This is a genomic window from Nocardia sp. NPDC019395 (genome assembly GCF_040632335.1).
Taxonomy (GTDB): domain Bacteria; phylum Actinomycetota; class Actinomycetes; order Mycobacteriales; family Mycobacteriaceae; genus Nocardia.
Map to the genome: position 1 here is coordinate 1,527,631 of NZ_JBEYBT010000001.1, position 17,434 is coordinate 1,545,064.

A 17,434-nucleotide genomic window follows, 5' to 3' on the forward strand; every position below is an offset into this window, starting at 1 on the left:
GGCACAGCCACGGACTACGGGCTGCGCACCGATCGTGACACCTGTCCAGTTATATGTCCATATCCTGGCGGTAACCTCGGCGGCGGCAGGGCGCGAGAAGGCGGATTGGGACCGGTGGCAGGGAAAGCCGGCCCGCACTGGCCCGTCTCACAGACTTCGGCGGAATCGCGTCCGCGGCGGCGGCGGGCGGAATAACTTCCGGCGATGCGACACCTTCGCCGCACGAATCGCATAATTCTCGTCACCGTGACCGCGCTCGCCCTCGCACCCGTGGCGACAGCACCCGGTTCCGCCGAGCCGCCGGACCGGCCCCCCACGGCTCCCGCCCCCTCGACGCCGGGCCGGCCGGTATCGCAGGAGGCACGGACCGCGGGGGTACGCGCCCTCGATGGACGCACCCTGGAACTCTCGGTGTACTCGCCCGCGATGGACCGGGTGATTCCGGTTCGGGTCCTTCCCGCCGCGGACCCCGCGGCCGAGGCGCCGGTGCTGTATCTGCTCAACGGGATCACCGGGGGTGGCGACGGTGGCAATTGGTTCGACCGCACCGATATCGCCGAACACTTCGATTCCGAGCAGGTCACCATCGTCAACCCGATCGGTGGTGCGGGCAGCTATTTCACCGACTGGCGGGCCGACGACCCGATCCTCGGACGTCAGCGCTGGACGACATTCCTCACCGAGGAACTCCCGCCGCTGATCGACAGCACCTTCCACGGCAGCGGGGCCAACGCGCTCGCGGGGGTTTCGATGGCCGCCGCTTCGGTGTTCCAGCTGGCGCTCGCGGCGCCCGGCCGCTACCGGGCGCTCGGCTCCTACAGCGGCTGTGTGCGGACCAGCGATCCACAGGGCCGGGCCGTCGTCGAGCTGGTGGTCCGCAGCAATGGCGGAGATCCGGAAAACATGTGGGGCCCACCTCAGGATCGCGCGTGGAACGACAATGATCCCTTCCTGCACGCCGAGGCGCTGCGCGGCCTCGCACTGTATGTGTCCGCCGGAACCGGTGCGCCCGGCGCCCTGGATACCATGGACGGCCCCGGGATCCAGCGCAATCCGGGGAAACTGATCGATCAAATGCTCGTCGGCGGCCTCCTGGAGACCGTGGCCGCGGGCTGCGCGACCCGCCTGGGCGAACGCCTGCACGAACTCGGGATACCGGCCACCGTGGCGCTGCGGCCCGACGGAACCCATTCCTGGGGGTACTGGCAGCAGGAACTACACGATTCGTGGCCGGTATTCGCAGCGACTCTAGGGGATTGAGTGGACACGCCAGTGCGGAACGCAACCGCACTGGGCTACTTCACAATTGGGCTCGGCACCGCTTGTGCGGTGACGGAAGGTTGTCTGGAAGCCATTCCAGACACCGTATTTCGATCGGTAGCATCGGGCCATTGTCGTAGCGGCACCGGATATTTTGCGACCATTTGGCATATTGGCCGGACTTTCATCGCAACAGATGTTCCGGCGACGTCCGCGGCGGAAACCGCAGATCACCCCGAATCCGGGAGGACACATAGATGTCGGACATTGCCATAGTCGGTATCGGCTGCAGATTCGGCGGAGGAATCGACTCCCCGGAATCGTTCTGGGAGTTCGTAGTCGATAAACGCGATGCCGTCGTCGAGATCCCCGCGGACCGCTGGGATTACCGCCGCTATTACGACCCCGAGAAACGCACGCCCGGCCGCAGCTACACCAAACACGGCGCGTTCCTCACCAGCGACCCCTGGGAATTCGATCCCGATTTCTTCGGGATCTCCCCGCGCGAGGCCACCGGCCTCGACCCCCAGCAGCGACTGCTCCTGGAGGTGACCTGGGAAGCCCTCGACGACGCCGGTGTCGCCGGTAAGGCCACCGGGGAATCGGTCGGCGTCTATATCGGCGGCTTCGTGGTCGATCAGTCCGTGGTCGGAGTGGTGGGCCCCGCGCTCGCGCATGTGGATATGCACACCGCCGCGTCCGCGTCTTACACCATGCTCTCGAACCGGATCGCCTACGCGCTCGACCTTGTCGGTCCCGCGCTCACCATCGACACCGCCTGTTCCTCGTCACTGGTGGCGTTCCACCTGGCCTGTCAGGCGATTGGGAACGGCGACTGCACGATGGCGGTCGCCGGCGGGGTGAACGTCATGCTGCAGCCCGAGACCTTCGTCATGATGTGCAAGGGCGGGTTCCTCGCGGTCGACGGGCGCTGTAAATCCTTCGACGCCGCCGGTGACGGGTACGGGCGCGGCGAGGGCGGTGGCATCGTCGTCCTGAAGAAACTCGACGATGCGCTGCGCGACGGCGATCGCGTTTACGCGGTGGTCAAGGCGACGGGGTCCAACCAGGACGGGCGCACCGCCGCGATCACGGTGCCGAACGCGGATTCACAGGAGGCGCTGGCTCGGACGGTCTGTGAGCGCTCCGGATTGTCGCCTGAGCAGATCACCTACGTCGAAGCGCACGGTACCGGCACGCCGGTCGGCGATCCGATCGAGCTACGCGCCCTGGGAACCGTGTACGGTGCTGCCGCGACCCGGGCGGGTTCCCTGGGCGTGGGTTCGCTGAAGGCCACCCTCGGACACACCGAAGCGGCATCAGGGATCGCCAGTGTCATCAAATCCGCACTCGCCCTGCATCATCGGACCATTCCGCCACAGGGCTGGCTCGACGAACCCAACCCCGATATCCCGTTCGCCGACCTCAACCTGCATATCCAGCTCGAGCCCCAGCCCCTGCCCGAGGACGCGGATCCGATGTCGATCGCGGTGAACGGATTCGGGTACGGCGGCACCAACGCGCATACGATCCTGCAAGAATTCCGGCCCACGGCCGCGGCACCGGACGAGCGGGACCGCGACCATCTCGGCGTACTACCGGTTTCGGCCCGGAGTGCCCCCGCGGTGCGGGCCATGGCCGGCCGGTTCGCCGACCTCTTGGCGGCCGGCGCCGACCCGGACCATCTGGCCGAAGCCGCCTGGACCCGGCTCGCGCACCACCAGTTCCGCACCGGGGTACCGCTGCGCGAGCGCGGCGAGCTGATCGAAGAATTGCGGCAGTACGCGGCCGGGGAGGGGCGCGACGCCGTGCGTACTGTCGCCCAGCGCACCGACGAACCCGTGTTCGTGTTCTCCGGGATGGGACCCCAATGGTGGGGTATGGCCCGCGATCTGCTCACCGCCGACGGGGTCTTCGCCGCCACGGCGCGTACCGTCGATGCCGCGTTCCGGGAGGTCGCCGGTTGGTCGATCATCGAGGAACTGCTGCGCCCCGAAGAGGAGTCCCGGGTCACCGCGACCGAGGTCGCCCAGCCCGCGAACTTCCTGGTGCAGGTCGGATTGGTCGCCGAACTCGCGCAGTACGGAATCACCCCGGCCCGCATCGTGGGCCATAGTGTCGGCGAGGTATCGGCCGCCTATGTGACCGGCATGCTGACCCTGCACGAAGCCGTCACCGTGGCCTACCACCGATCCAGGCTCCAGGCCACGACCGCGGGCACCGGCGCGATGCTCGCCGTCGGTACCGGCGCGGACAAGGTGCGCGAATATTTCGATGACGACGACGCCGTGGATATCGCCGCGGTGAACAGCCCCGGATCCCTCACCCTGGCCGGCGATGTGGACCGTCTCGACGAGATCGCCGAGAAACTCACCGAGGACGGTGCGTTCGCCCGGGCACTGCGGGTCGAGGTGCCCTACCACAGCCGGTTCATGGACCCGATCCTCGACGAACTGCGCACCGCGCTCGCGGACCTGGCGCCGCGGGCTCCGCGGATCCCGCTGGTCTCGACCGTGACCGCACAGGCGGTGGTGGAAGCCGAGGACGGTTTCGACGCCGAGTACTGGTGCGCGAATGTCCGGCAGCCGGTGCGTTTCGCCGATGCCATCGCGGGTCTGGTCGACGCCGGTCACCGGGTTTTCCTCGAGATCGGACCGCATCCGGTCCTGTCCGGCAATATCCGGGAGGTGCTGCTCGCCGCCGGCGAGAACGGCGCCACGGTCGCGACGCTGAACCGCAAGCAAGGCGATACCGACAGTATCCGCCGCGCGATCGCCGGCGTATACGCCGCCGGCGTCCTCGATACCGCCACGCTGTTTCCGGCGGACCGGCCCGCCACCGAACACCTTCCGCTCCCCCGCTACCCGTGGCAGAACACCCGGCTGCACAATCCACTGCCGCTGTTCGAACAACTGCGGTTGGGCAGCCCCGATACCTACACGATGCTCGGCGACCCGGATATGGAAGGCCGATCCGGCTGGATGCTGCAGGTCGGTACCGAACTGCTGCCGTGGCTACCCGATCATGTGGTGGGCGGGATGCGGATCATGCCGGGTGCGGCATACCTGGACGCGGCGCTCAGCGCCGCCGCCACCCGCTCCGGTGACAAGCGGATCGCGCTCGAGGATGTACGGTTCGTGGCACCGCTGGTCATGGCCCAGCCCGACGTGCCGTTCCTGGAACTCGGGATCGAGGACGCCAGTGGACGGTTCCTGATCCGGTCCCGCAGCGCCACCGGCTCGGTGTGGACCGTCCATTCCACCGGGCGGATTCTCAACGGGGGCTACGAGACCATCATGGATACGGTGCCCGAACCGGAGTCGGCGGTCGAATTCGAACCCGAATTGTTCTACGCCGCACTGGCCTCCCGTGGCCTGCAGTACGGTCCCGCGTTCCGGCGGGTCACCTCGGTCCGGGCGGGCCGCGACGCTGTAGTGGCCACCGTCGATGCGACCATCGCCGCGGATTCCGGACATCTCGCGCATCCGGCCGTCGTCGACGCCGCCATGCAGACCGTGGCATTGTTGTTCGCGCAGGACGGGCTCGGCGACGGGGCCATGGTCCCGGTCGGGGTCTCGGCGGTGCGGATGTACCGGCCGCTGCCCGCGAAGGTGACCGTGGTCGCGCGGCGCGACCCGGAAGCCGGTCATCTCGCGGACGTACGGTTGCTCGCCTCCGACGGCACCCTGTGCCTGCATCTGCTCGGCGTCCGGCTGGGTGCGCTCACCCCGGGCGGCAGCCCGCTGCAGCGGATGGCCGATTTCTACTACGCGGACACCGTGGAACAAGCCGAACCGATCGACCCGGCGGCGCTCGGCGATACCGGTACCGCCGCCACCGTGGTGCTCGCGCTCGGCGAGAGCGAGCGCGCCCGCGCTCTCGCCGATACCCTCCCCCGCGCCCGGTACCGGCTCACCACCGGTGACGATCCCGGCCTGGAGGCCGAGCTCACCCAGCTGCTGCGTACCGGATCGGACGACCCCGAGACGACTCGGGTACATCTGGTCGTCGTAGCGGGCCGCATCGACGATGATCTGGCCGATCTGTGGACGTTCAAACGGATCGCGGTCGCCGCCCACGAGTTCGTGGCACCCGGCGAGGGCGATACCCCGATGGTCGGGATCGGCGACGGTACCTGTCATATCACGGTGGTCACCGAACACGCCTTCGCTCTTCCGGATACGGCGACGCCCCCGGATTCGCGGCAGGCCGCACTGGCCGGCGCGCGCCGGGTGCTGCTGAACGAGCAGCCCGCGCTGCGCTGGCGGCTGATCGATACCGAACCCGGCACCACGATGGACGATCTCGTCACCGAACTCTCGGTCCCCGGAGCATTCCGGTACGACAATTCCGACGAAGTACTGCTGCGTGACGGCGCCCGCTGGCTGCCGCGGATCACCGCGCCGCTGCAGGAGCGGATCGATACGCTGGACACAGCCGAACCCCTCACCGATCCCGAGGCCGATTTCGCGCTGGAGATACCGAAATCGAAACTCCTGTCCGCGCTGGCCTGGCGGCGTGCGCCGCGCCGCGACCCCGGACCGGGCGAGGTGGAGGTCGGAATGCGCATCATCGGCCTCAACTACAAAGACCCGCTCAAGGTCATGGGGATCCTCGGCGAACGCGAACTGGCCGAGACGTTCTTCGGAACCAGCCCCGGGATGGAAGGTGTCGGTGCGGTCACCCGGGTCGGCGACGGAGTCACCGATATCGCGGTCGGCGACCTGGTCGCGATCGCCGCGAAGGGCATGATGCGGCGCTATCACATTGTGGATCGTGCGGCGGTCATACCGCTGCCCGCCGGCACCGACCCCGCGGTGTGCACCAGCACCACCGCGTTCGGAACGGCCGAGTACTCCCTGCTCGACCTGGCGCGCCTGGAACCGGGCGAAACCGTTTTGATCCACGGCGCCGCCGGCGGGGTGGGGTCCGCGGCGATCCAGGTGGCCAAGGCCCGGGGCGCGCGGATCATCGGCACCGCGAGTACGGAGGAGCGACGCGCGCATATCCTCGAGCTCGGCGCGGATCACGCCCTGAATTCCCGTTCGCTCGACTTCGCCGACGCGGTCCTGGGCCTCACCGACGGTGCCGGTGTGGATGTGATCCTGAGTTCGGCGCCCGGTGAGGCCTTGCGCCAGAACTTCAAGGCGATCCGCGAATTCGGCCGTATCGTCGAGGTCGGTAAGGCCGATATCTATACCGGCGGTCTGCTCGAGCTCGCCAATTTCGACAAGAACCTCTCGTACTTCTCGATGGACCTCGACCGCATGTGCCGGTACCGGCCCCTGCAGCTCGCGGATCTGCTGCGCCGTGTGGTGGAGAAGTTCCGGACCGGCGAATATCAGCCGCTGCCCTACGAACTCTACGGAACGCACGAAGTCGCGAAGGCGTTCGACGACACCATCCGTTCGACCAAGATCGGCCGCGTCGCCCTGTCGATATCCGATGAGGCGCCGCCGGTACGGCCCATGCTGCCCGAGCTCGAGATCGACCCGGCGGGTACTTATCTCATCGCCGGCGGATTCGGTGGCTTCGGTATGGCCACGGGTACCTGGCTCGTCGCCAAGGGCGCGCGCCGGCTGGTACTGGTCGGCCGCAGCGGAGCTTCGACACCCGCCGCCCGGCAGCAGCTCGCCGCCTGGCGCGCCGCCGATGTCACCGTGATCGAGGAGCGTGCCGATATCGCCGAGCCGGAGACCGTGGCCGCGTTGGTCGCCCGCGCACACGACCCCCGGCATCCGCTGCGCGGCGTCTTCCATGCCGCGGGTGCGGTGGCCGATAACCGGGTCGGGCAGATGGACGCCGAGCAGCTGGCGCGCGTCTACCGGTCCAAGGTCCACGGCGCGCGAGTGCTCCACGATGCCGTCGCACGCGCCGGCGCCGAACTGGATATGTTCGTCCTGTACTCCTCCGGCGGCTCCATGTTCGGAATCTACGGCCAGTACAATTACACCGCCGCGAATCTCGCCGTGGAGGCCCTGGCCGAGGAATGGTCCCGGGCCGGTGAGCGGGTGCTGTGCGTGGGCTGGGGACATATGTCCGGCGCCGCCGGGGGCATGGCCGCCGACGAGAAAGTCGCGAAGTATCTGGAGTTGGCCGGTTTCGGGCCCATCGATATGGCCGACGGAACGGTTTACCTCGAACAGGCTCTGCGGCTCGGAGTCACCCGCGCCGCCGTCATACCCACCGACTGGTCGAAACTCACCGCGGCGTTCCCCCAGATGAGCCGCACCGGCCGGCTCACCGCGCTCGTCGCGGCCTCGGTGCAGGACAACTCGATGCTGGCGAAACTGAAAGCCGATCTCGCCGCGCTGGAAGAGGGAAAGCGCGGTCAGGCCATGGCCCGGATGCTCGCCGACCAGCTGGCTGTCGTCATGGGAGTGCAACCCGACACCATCGACCTGACCGCCCCCGTCACCGAACTGGGCCTGGATTCGCTGATGGCCGTCGAATTCGGTTCCCGGGTCAGCAAACAGCTGGGGGTCGAGCTGATGTCGCTGCAGATGGGCCGATCGTTCTCGCTCGAACAGGCGGGACCGAAAGTGGCCGAGTTGATCCTGGCCACCGATCCGGCCGCCGGTTTCGCGGCGGCCCTGCCCGATGCGACCGGGGGCAGCACCGATGCGGCGTCCGCCGGTACCGCGCCGGCCGCAAATACACCGGACGCGACGGTCGACGGGAACGGCCCGGCCCACGCGGCGAACGGTAACGGCTCGCTATATACCGCCAACGGCGGTGAGCCGCGGGTGAGCACAGACACGGAGTCCACCGCGACGGATAACAACGGCAGCGAACCGGCATCCGCGGGCGAAACCCCGGCCGATGCCGTACTACTCGGTGGCAAGGCGCTTCCGTGATATCGGGCGCGATCGCCGCCGCCCGGGCCGGCACCGGCCCGGGCGCCTGGCTCGCCTTCGCGGGGTGCCTGCTGTCGGTGTTCATGCAGATGATCGACGTGACGATCGTCAATACCGCACTGCCCGAGATCACCACCGACCTGCACGCGAGCACCGCCCAGCAGTTGCTGATCGTCTCGGGATACGCGTTGGCGTTCGCGTGCACCCTGCTGCCCGCCGCCCGGCTCGGCGCCCGGATCGGCCGGCGGCGGATGTTCCTCCTCGCGGTCGTCGCCTTCACCGCCGCATCGGTGTGGTGCGGTACGGCGGGCAGCGCGAACGAACTCGTCCTCGCCCGCATCGTGCAGGGCGTCGCGGGGGCGGGGATGGCGGCACAGACGATCGCGATACTCACCGCCCTGTTCCCGCGCGAACTGCACACCCGGGTATTCGCGCTCTACGGCGCCACCTCAGGTTTCGCGGGACTGCTCGGGCCGATCCTGGGCGGCGCCCTGGTGACCGCGGATATCGCCGGGCTCGGCTGGCACACCGTCTTCCTGATGAACCTGCCGCTGGGTGTCGTGGCGTTCGCCCTGGCCTGGCGGTTCCTGCGGCTCGACGCGCCATCGCAGCGGGTCCCGATGGATTTCCCCGGCGCAGTCCTTTCCGCCGCGACATTGTTCGCTCTGCTCTATGCGTTCTCGGAGATCCACCTACGCGGCTGGCGTCCGGTTCCGTGCCTGATCATCGCGGTAGCGATCGTCTTCGGAGCACTCACGCTGCTGCACGAACGACGCGCGACCCGGCGTGATGCCGGACCGCTGCTGCGGCTCGATCTGTTCGCCGATCGCGGCTTCGCGGTCGGTTCGATCGTGATCACCGGATTCTTCGGCCTGTTCACCGCGTTCGTTTTCGCCATCTCGATCACCCTGCAGGATGTTCTGCAGTTCTCCCCGCTCCGCACCGGGATCGCGATGACCCCGTTCGCGCTGGGCGCCGGTGCGGGTGCGTTATTCTCCCCGTTCCTGGTGAAACGGTGGGGTGTGCGGGTGCTCGCGGTGGGTCTCGTGGTGTACGCCACCTGTGTGCTGATGGGAGTCGCGTATGTGAATATCACCGATGGACAGGTGAACATGTTGCTGTGCGCCGCACCGGTTTTCCTGTGTGGTTTCGGCGCGGGTGTTTTCGCTGTTCCACTGCAACCCATCATGCTGTCCGGCCTGGACGACACACAGATGGCCGAGGCGTCCGGCCTGCTCCCCACCATCGAGCAGATCGGCAACGGTGTCGGTCTCGCACTGCTGGCGACCGTTTTCTTCCGCGCCCATACGCTCGGCGGCAGCACAGCCATGCTGTCGGCGATCGCGGTGGTCGCGCTGATTCTGGCCGCCGTCACGCTGGCTCTTCCCGAGCCGGCTGTGCCGGACAATTCCGAACCGGCGATCGCGCCGGCGGTGACCTGAGGAACGAGAGATGGTCGATTTCGGACTCATCGACGAATGGAATCCCGCGCCCGGGCGGGTGATCAGCTGGGAGGCGACGGCCGGCGCCCGGACCGCGGCCGCTGTGGCCCCCGTGCACAGCGCGCCACCGTCACATCAGCAGGAGCATTATCTGCGTCAGGCGCACCGCAATGCCGGCGCCGAATACCGGGCCTCCGGACTGTGCCTGGTCACCGCGGAAGTGCCCACCGTGCTCGACCGGGCGGCGATGACCCGCGCGGTCAACGAATTCCTCACCCGGCACGACACTTTCCGCAGCTGGTTCTCCCTCGAACCCGACGGCGCGCTCCGGCGGCACCTCCTCGAACCCGGCGATATCGAGTTCGAGCCCATCGATCACGGTCCGGTCGGTGACGCCGCGGCCATCCGCGACCTCGCGCAATCGCGGACGCCGCCACCTACCCAGTGGGACTGTTTCACCTTCTGGGCAGTCGAACATGCCGAATCCACCACCGTGTTCATGGCCGTCGACCATCTCCACACCGACGGTGTGGGGCAGCATATCTCGTCTTTCGAACTGGCCTGCCTGTACGCGAAACATGCCTGGGATCAGGCGTCGCCCATCCCACAGCCGGCCAGTTACACCGAGTACTGCGTCCGGGAACGTGCGGCATCCGCGCGTTTGACGCTCTCCTCCCCCGAAGTCGGCACCTGGTTACGACTGTTGCGCGGCAACGACGGTGAGCTGCCCTGCTTCCCCTTGGATCTGGGACTTCGCGGTGCGGATACGCACCGCAGCGCGCACCGCACGGTGACGCTGTTCGACGAGGATTCGGCGGCTCGTTTCGAGAAGATCTGCCGGGACAACGGCGGCGAGTTCGCCGGTGGGGTGTTCGCCGCGGCCGCTCTGGCCGAGCGGGAACTCACCGAGAGCGACTACTACTTCGGTATCACACCGCTGAACACCCGCAGCACCTTCGAGGAGATGGCCTCGATCGGCTGGTATGTGGCCCTGGTGCCGGTGGCGTTCCCGATCGGGATACGCGCCTCGTTCGAGCGGACGGTGGCGCGAGCCCAGCGCGCCTACGAGAACGGTATGCGGCTGAAAACCACAACCATCCACCGTGTTCTCGAACTGGCCCCGGCCGATAGCGGTATCGCGGTCGGCCCGAACTGGTCCAACCCGATGATCTCCTTTGTCGATGCCCGCGATTTCGCCGGTAGCGAGTTCTTCGATATCGCCGGCAGCGGCCTCTACGGAAACCGGGCGGCCAGCGAGGAAGCCCTCATCTGGATCAACCGGCTGCCGGGCGAAACCACGATCAGCGTTATCTACCCGGACAACCCGGTCGCCCACGAATCGGTGCGGCGCTATCTGGACACCTTGGGCCGGATCATGCGGACGGCCGCCGCCGAACGCGACTGAGCGCCGGGGATAAGTCGACCGCCGGCATCCGCGGTTGAGTGCCGGTGCAATAGGTGCACCGCATCTGGTTCATGACACCATCATCGCCGGGCCCGTCCGCATGCGCAGCGGCATCCTCCGGCCCTCAGGCGCCGATCGCCCGCGCCAGATGCGGCCAGGAATCGTGTAGGTCGTATTCGAACTGGCCCCAGGTATGCGCACCGGCCGGACGGTCGATATGGACGGCACCGATTCCCAACTGGGCGAGCCGCCCGGCGAAGGCCGAGGTACAGGCACTGGCGATCGCCTCGACGGGCGGGAACCCCCAGCCCCGGTCGATACCGCCCGGGACACCCGACGCGGCGGACAGGTAGACCGTCTTACCCGCCAGCCGCTGCGCCTGGGCGAAGGCGTCGTGCGCCTGCCAGCCCGAGCTACCCGGCACGCCCCACATATTGCCCGGATTCGCCCCGCCGCGTACCACCTGGGCGCTGACCATCGCGATCCCCGCGGCATCGGCCGACCAGGGGCATCCGCTGAAGGATGCGACCGCCTGATAGCGCCCGGGGGCCTGGATCGCCAGATCCACCGCCGAGCCTCCGCTCATCGAGACGCCGGCGACGGCATTACGCCCGGTGGTCGCGAACCGGGCGTCCACCACCGACGGCAGTTCCGCGGTGAGATAGGTCTGCCAGCGAGCACGGCCGAGGGCCGGGTCGTCGGTATGCCAATCCGTGTACATGGTGTACGCGCCGCCGACCGGCATCACCACGTTCACGTTCTTGTCCGCGAAGAACTGGCGGACGTCGGTATCGTCCCACCAGGAGATACCGTCGGTCCCGCCACCGATACCGGTCAGCAGGTACACCGTGGGAGCGGGTCCACCCCCGGCCGCCGGAACGACCCGGTTGGTGACCACCTTGTTCATCGCCGGAGAGAACACATCCAATTGGATCGCGCGCTCCCCGAGCGGCCTTTCCGCATCCACCCGGGGCCCCGGCCCGGCCACCGCGGGGGTGGAGGTGAACAGTGACATCGCTACCGTGATCGCCGCACTCGATACCGCAAACAGACATTTCAACCGCACACTTCCCTTGTACATCCCGAAACCGCCTGCCGCATCGTCGATTTCCGTTGCGCGGGTACCGGCCTCGGATTCCACGCACAGTCGATTCCGGTGCGGGTCCCGGACCACCTGTGCGCTGCCGCGAAGAGTCCGGCCACAGCGATCGAGCGGTACCGCAGCAGTCCGTGAGGCACGGCATCGGCGGGTCCGCGCGCACGGCCATGGGGCCACCCGGTAGAAAAGAGCAGAGGCAGTCACTGGCGCCGTCGAGCGAAACGCCCTGCTCGCGGCATCGGTGCGACCGGCCGAAACTGTTGGAACTGTCGAAGGAAAGAGCAGGTTCATGGCGTCCTCCACAGCGCGTGCCCAGATCGGTGTCACCGGCCTGGCGGTGATGGGCAGCAATATCGCCCGCAACTTCGCCAAGCACGGCTACACCGTGGCCCTGCACAACCGCAGCGTCGCCAAGACCGACGCTCTGCTGGTCGCCCACGGCGACGACGGCGATTTCGTCCGTACCGAGACCGTCGCCGAGTTCGTGGCGGCGTTGGAGAAACCACGCCGGGTGCTCATCATGGTGAAGGCCGGGGATGCCACCGATGCGGTGATCTCCGAGCTCGCCGACGCCATGGAACCCGGCGATATCATCATCGACGGCGGTAACGCCCTCTACACCGACACCATCCGCCGGGAGGCGGCGATGCGGGAGCGTGGTCTGAACTTCGTCGGCGCCGGTATCTCGGGCGGCGAGGAAGGCGCGCTCAACGGGCCCTCGATCATGCCCGGTGGGCCCGTCGAGTCCTACGAATCGCTGGGTCCGCTGCTGGAGTCGATCGCCGCCCAGGTGGACGGCACCCCCTGCTGCACCCATATCGGACCCGACGGTTCCGGGCATTTCGTGAAGATGGTCCACAACGGTATCGAATACGCCGATATGCAGCTGATCGGCGAGGCCTATCACCTGTTCCGGGCCGCGCTGGATCTGGATCCGAAGCAGATCGCCGATATCTTCACCCAGTGGAACTCCGGCGATCTGGAAAGCTATCTGGTCGAGATCACCGCCGAGGTGCTCTCCCAGGTGGACGCGAAAACCGGCAAACCGCTGGTCGACGTCATCGTCGACGCGGCCGAGCAGAAGGGCACCGGACGCTGGACGGTGAAATCGGCGCTCGATCTCGGTGTCCCGGTGACCGGTATCGCCGAGGCGGTTTTCGCCCGGGCGCTGTCGGGCTCGCGGGGCCAGCGCGCGGCCGCCAAGGATCTGGCGGCCGGCGAACTGGCGGCCAAACCCACCGATATCGCGCAGTTCACAGAGGATATCCGGCAGGCCCTCTATGCCTCCAAAGTTGTGGCCTACGCCCAGGGTTTCGATCAGATCGCCGCGGGCAGCGCGGAATACGGCTGGGATCTCACGCCGGGCGATCTCGCCACCATCTGGCGTGGCGGCTGCATCATCCGGGCCCGCTTCCTGAACCGGATCAAGGAGGCCTACGAAACCGACCCGGCGCTGCCGAGCCTGATCCTGGCGCCCTACTTCCGCAGCGCGATCGAAACCGCGATCGACAGCTGGCGCCGGGTAGTCGCCACCGCGACCCTGCTGGGTATCCCGGTACCGGCCTTCGCCTCGTCGCTGTCGTACTACGACGCGCTGCGCGCGGAGCGGCTACCGGCCGCGCTCACCCAGGCCCAGCGCGATTTCTTCGGCGCGCACACCTATGAGCGGGTGGACGCCGCGGGTAAATACCACACGCTGTGGAGCGAGGACCGGTCCGAGGCCCGGGCCGACTGAACCGCCGGCGCCGGGCCGCCGGCCCGGCGCCGCCCTCTCTTGACTCCGGTCACTTGACCAGTTGCAATGAGAGTGTGAGCTACGACACGATCATCAAAGACGGCCGCTGGTTCGACGGAACCGGGGCACCCTCGGCGGTTCGGCATCTCGGACTGCGCGGCGATCGGGTCGTGACCGTATCGGCAGACCCACTCGACGAGACCGGCTGCCCGGATGTGGTGGACGCCCGGGGCAAATGGGTTCTGCCGGGGATGATCGATATCCATACCCACTACGACATCGAGGTGCTGAAAACACCGTCGCTGTCGGAATCGGTGCGGCACGGAATCACCACCGTGCTGCTCGGTTCGTGCTCGCTGTCCACCGTCCATATCGACCCCACCGGGGCGGGCGATATCTTCGGCCGGGTGGAGGCCATCCCTCGCCGCCGCGTCATCGACACCCTCGACGACACCAAGACCTGGCATTCGGCGCACGAATACGTCACCGCCCTCGAACAGTTGCCGCTGGGACCCAATATCGCGGCAATGCTCGGGCATTCCGATATCCGGACCGCCCGCATGGGCCTGGATCGCGCTACTCGTAAGGATGTGCGACCAACCCGTGCGGAGCTCGCGGAGATGGAAGCAGCGCTACACGAGGCACTCGATGCCGGGTTCGTCGGTATGTCGGCGCAGCAACTCCTGTTCGACAAGGTCGACGGCGAAACCTGCCGCTCCCGCACGCTGCCCTCGACCTACGCCAAAGCCCGGGAACGGCGCCGGCTCAACGCGATCCTGCGCGTGCGGGGCCGGATTCTGCAGGGCGGTCCGGATATCACCTCACCGCGCAGTCTCGGTGCGATGATCTTCAGCAGTCTGGGTATCGCCCGCAAGCGGTTGAAGACCACCCTGCTGTCGGCCGCCGATATCAAGGCCAACCCTTTCGCGGTCGTGCTCATCGGGTCGCTGGCGCGCCTGGTCAACGCGCTCGGCGCGGATTTCCGGTGGCAGCATCTCCCGGTCCCGTTCGAGGTATACGCCGACGGGATCGACCTGGTGATATTCGAAGAGTTCGGATCGGGTGCGGCGGCTCTGCACCTGGCCGACCGGATGGAACGCGATACGCTACTCGCCGACGAGAGTTATCGCCGGCGGTTCCGCAAGGACTACGACGCCAGGTTCGGCCTGCGCGTCTGGCATCGCGACTTCTTCGACGCCGAAATCGTCGACTGTCCCGACGGGGCGGTCATCGGGAAAACCTTCGGTCAGGTGGGGGTCGACCGGGGCGGCGTGCACCCCGTGGACGCATTCCTCGATCTGGTCCTCGAACACGGTACGAAACTGCGCTGGCGCACCACCATCTCCAACCACCGTCCGGAGATCCTGGATCGATTCGCGGCCCACCCCGGTATCCAGCTCGGGTTCTCCGACGCGGGTGCGCATCTGCGGAATATGGCCTTCTACAACTTCGGGCTCCGCTTCCTGCGCCGTATGTACCGGGCCGAACAGGCCGGTACCCCGGTCATCCCGCTGGAGCGCGCGGTACACCGGCTCACCGGCGAACTCGCCGACTGGTACGACATCGACGCCGGGCATCTACGCGAGGGCGATCGCGCCGATCTCGTGATCGTCGACCCGGCCGGTCTCGACGATTCACTCGACGCCTATGCCGAGAGCCCGATCGCCCAGTACGGAAACCTGTCCCGGATGGTCAACCGGAACGACGCGGCGGTCACCGCCGTGTACATCGGCGGCCGCTTCGTATTCGGCGCCGGTACCGCCGATCCCGTGCTCGGTACCGAACGAACCGGCAGGTTCCTCCGGGCACGACAGCACTGATATCCGGCGTCCCGTTCCGGCCGGGTTCGGGTACCGCACCGCGGACATCCGGCCGTGGTTGCTCACACGCGATTCAGCGCCGGTCCGCGGGGACCGCGAAGGAGTCCAGGCCGTAGCCACGGAACGCCCGGACCAGCTTTTCGTACTGGAACCGGTTGTAGGCCAGGGGCTGTAGCAACAGCCGGTCGGGCAGGTTCCGCCAAGCCCACTGCAGTAACCACACGTACACCGCGAACTCCCGATCGTGGCGCGGGGTGAGTTCGAAACCGGTCATCTCCTGTACCCGCGGGTGCATCGCCTTGGACGAGCACACCTGGATCACATGCCCCGCGATCGGGCGCGTCACCAGCCACAGCGGGGTGAGCGCACGCCGGGCGAGCGGCGGCAGGCCCAGGGTCGGCAAGGGCAGCCGGGTGAGCCCGGCGAATTTCTGCACGAGGAACGGATTGGTGCGCAGTTCCTCGGTCGCCATGGTGTCGTAGTACTCCCGGGCCTCGGCGAGATCGACCGGCAGTTTCCCCGCGGCGCTGGGCAGTTCCAGATGGGCGAAGACCTCGCGCAGCATCTGGTACGCCGCTTCCTCCTCCGCCGGGCTCGGTTCGACGCCGGTGCAATAGGTGAAGGTGTTGAGCACGACGAAGATTCCGCTCACCGCGATCCACTTCCAGGTGAACGGGCTCAGCGCACTGTATTTCACGTCCTCGAAGTCCGCGGCGCCGGTCCCACGGACATCACGATGGCGCAGTTTGAGCCATTCGGCCTCGGCACGGCGGTCGTCGGAATCACCCCACAGGGCGATCATCGCCGAAACTCCGCTGCGCACCCCGCGGTCGGCGAAGTTGGCCTCGAACCGGCCGGTGCGGTCCACCGATGCCGCCACCGGAACCAGCGCGACCTGATCGAAGGCCGCGCCGGCGAAGACGCCCGCGAGGACGCTGCCGGAGTGTTTGCGGAATTCGCGCAGGACTTCCGGCCGGATACGGGGGTCGGCGGACTGTTCGGCGGGGCGCATCGTCGCGTTGTTCGCCATCTCGTCACCTCGGGATCAACGGAGAAATGATAGTTTTACCGCCTTCAGACTATCACCGAATCAGGACCGGAAACCACGGTGCGCACCTGCCTCCCGCGGTCCAGATACGGAGACTTCCGCCGGGCGACGAGGCCGGTAGGCTGGTGTGAATGGAGACCACCGCTGCGCCGTGGACCGAACTGCAGCAGTTGGACACCAGATCACGCGATATCGTCGACGCCGCCCGTGAATGTTTCGCCGCCCGCGGATTCGAGGACACCACCATGGTCCGGATCGCCGAAACCGCCGGTGTCGGTGTGGCGACGGTGTACCGGCGCTTCGGTACCAAATCCGCGATCCTGCGGTACGCGCTGATGGCCGAATCGCAGCGGGTCTCGACGATCGTGGGCGACGCCATGCACCGCTCCGCCGGGCCGGTGGGCGCCCTGGCCGATATGTTCGCCGCCTTCGTCAGCGAGGCCACCGCGCCCCGGCTGCTCACCCGCAGCCTGCGCTCCACCGGTGCCGCCGGACAGCTCACCGATTTCCTCACCGGCGACGATGCCGTCGCCCAGGGCCGGGAACTGGTGGCCCGGTTCCTCACCTACTGGCAGCAACGCGGGGAGCTGGGCAGTTTCGACCCCGAGGTGGTGGCCGAACTGTTCGTCCGGCTCACTATCTCCTTCATCACCAATCCGCGCGGTGTACTACCGCTCGGCGATACCGAGGACGCGCGTGAATTCGCCCGGCGTTATCTGGCCCCCTTGATGTTCCCGTCTTCGGGCGACAGCTGACCCGTCTGCCGGA

The 17,434-nt window shown here is 67.5% G+C and carries 9 protein-coding genes; 7 read left to right on the forward strand and 2 right to left on the reverse strand.

Annotation, left to right across the window (positions count from 1 at the left end; all coding sequences use genetic code 11):
- Window positions 1–204 precede the first annotated feature (204 nt).
- The 4 genes from ABZ827_RS06350 (at window position 205) to ABZ827_RS06365 (ending at window position 10,964) form a co-directional block, all read left to right on the forward strand.
- Window positions 205–1,260 (forward strand): alpha/beta hydrolase family protein, encoded by a 1,056-nt coding sequence (locus ABZ827_RS06350; RefSeq protein WP_357233386.1) that lies wholly within the window; start codon window positions 205–207, stop codon window positions 1,258–1,260.
- Between the two features lie 257 nt (window positions 1,261–1,517).
- Window positions 1,518–8,117 (forward strand): SDR family NAD(P)-dependent oxidoreductase, encoded by a 6,600-nt coding sequence (locus ABZ827_RS06355; RefSeq protein WP_357233388.1) that lies wholly within the window; start codon window positions 1,518–1,520, stop codon window positions 8,115–8,117.
- Window positions 8,114–9,559, forward strand: a complete 1,446-nt coding sequence (locus ABZ827_RS06360) for an MFS transporter (protein WP_357233390.1) — start codon at window positions 8,114–8,116, stop codon at window positions 9,557–9,559. The genes ABZ827_RS06355 and ABZ827_RS06360 overlap by 4 nt, the downstream gene beginning before the upstream one ends.
- Before the next feature lie 10 nt (window positions 9,560–9,569).
- Complete coding sequence (locus tag ABZ827_RS06365; RefSeq protein ID WP_357233392.1) at window positions 9,570–10,964, forward strand: condensation domain-containing protein; 1,395 nt, start codon at window positions 9,570–9,572, stop codon at window positions 10,962–10,964.
- Between the two features lie 124 nt (window positions 10,965–11,088).
- Here ABZ827_RS06365 and ABZ827_RS06370 read toward each other — a convergent pair whose 3' ends face one another.
- Entirely contained in the window at window positions 11,089–12,105 is a 1,017-nt protein-coding gene (locus ABZ827_RS06370; RefSeq protein ID WP_357233394.1) for an alpha/beta hydrolase family protein, read from the reverse strand.
- A 247-nt stretch (window positions 12,106–12,352) separates the two neighbouring features.
- Between ABZ827_RS06370 and gndA the strand changes: the two genes are divergently transcribed.
- Both gndA and ABZ827_RS06380 read left to right on the forward strand, forming a co-directional pair.
- A complete protein-coding gene (gndA, locus tag ABZ827_RS06375; RefSeq protein WP_357233396.1) occupies window positions 12,353–13,798 on the forward strand; it encodes an NADP-dependent phosphogluconate dehydrogenase in 1,446 nt (481 codons plus the stop codon).
- Window positions 13,799–13,872: 74 nt separating this feature from the next.
- Entirely contained in the window at window positions 13,873–15,618 is a 1,746-nt protein-coding gene (locus ABZ827_RS06380) for an amidohydrolase family protein (protein WP_357233398.1), read from the forward strand.
- A gap of 73 nt (window positions 15,619–15,691) precedes the next feature.
- Here the strand turns inward: ABZ827_RS06380 and ABZ827_RS06385 are convergent, their stop codons facing one another.
- Window positions 15,692–16,648: an oxygenase MpaB family protein gene (locus tag ABZ827_RS06385; RefSeq protein ID WP_357233400.1), complete on the reverse strand. Its 957-nt coding sequence runs from the start codon at window positions 16,646–16,648 to the stop codon at window positions 15,692–15,694.
- Window positions 16,649–16,797: 149 nt separating this feature from the next.
- Between ABZ827_RS06385 and ABZ827_RS06390 the strand changes: the two genes are divergently transcribed.
- Complete coding sequence (locus tag ABZ827_RS06390; RefSeq protein ID WP_357233402.1) at window positions 16,798–17,421, forward strand: helix-turn-helix domain-containing protein; 624 nt, start codon at window positions 16,798–16,800, stop codon at window positions 17,419–17,421.
- Window positions 17,422–17,434: the final 13 nt, after the last annotated feature.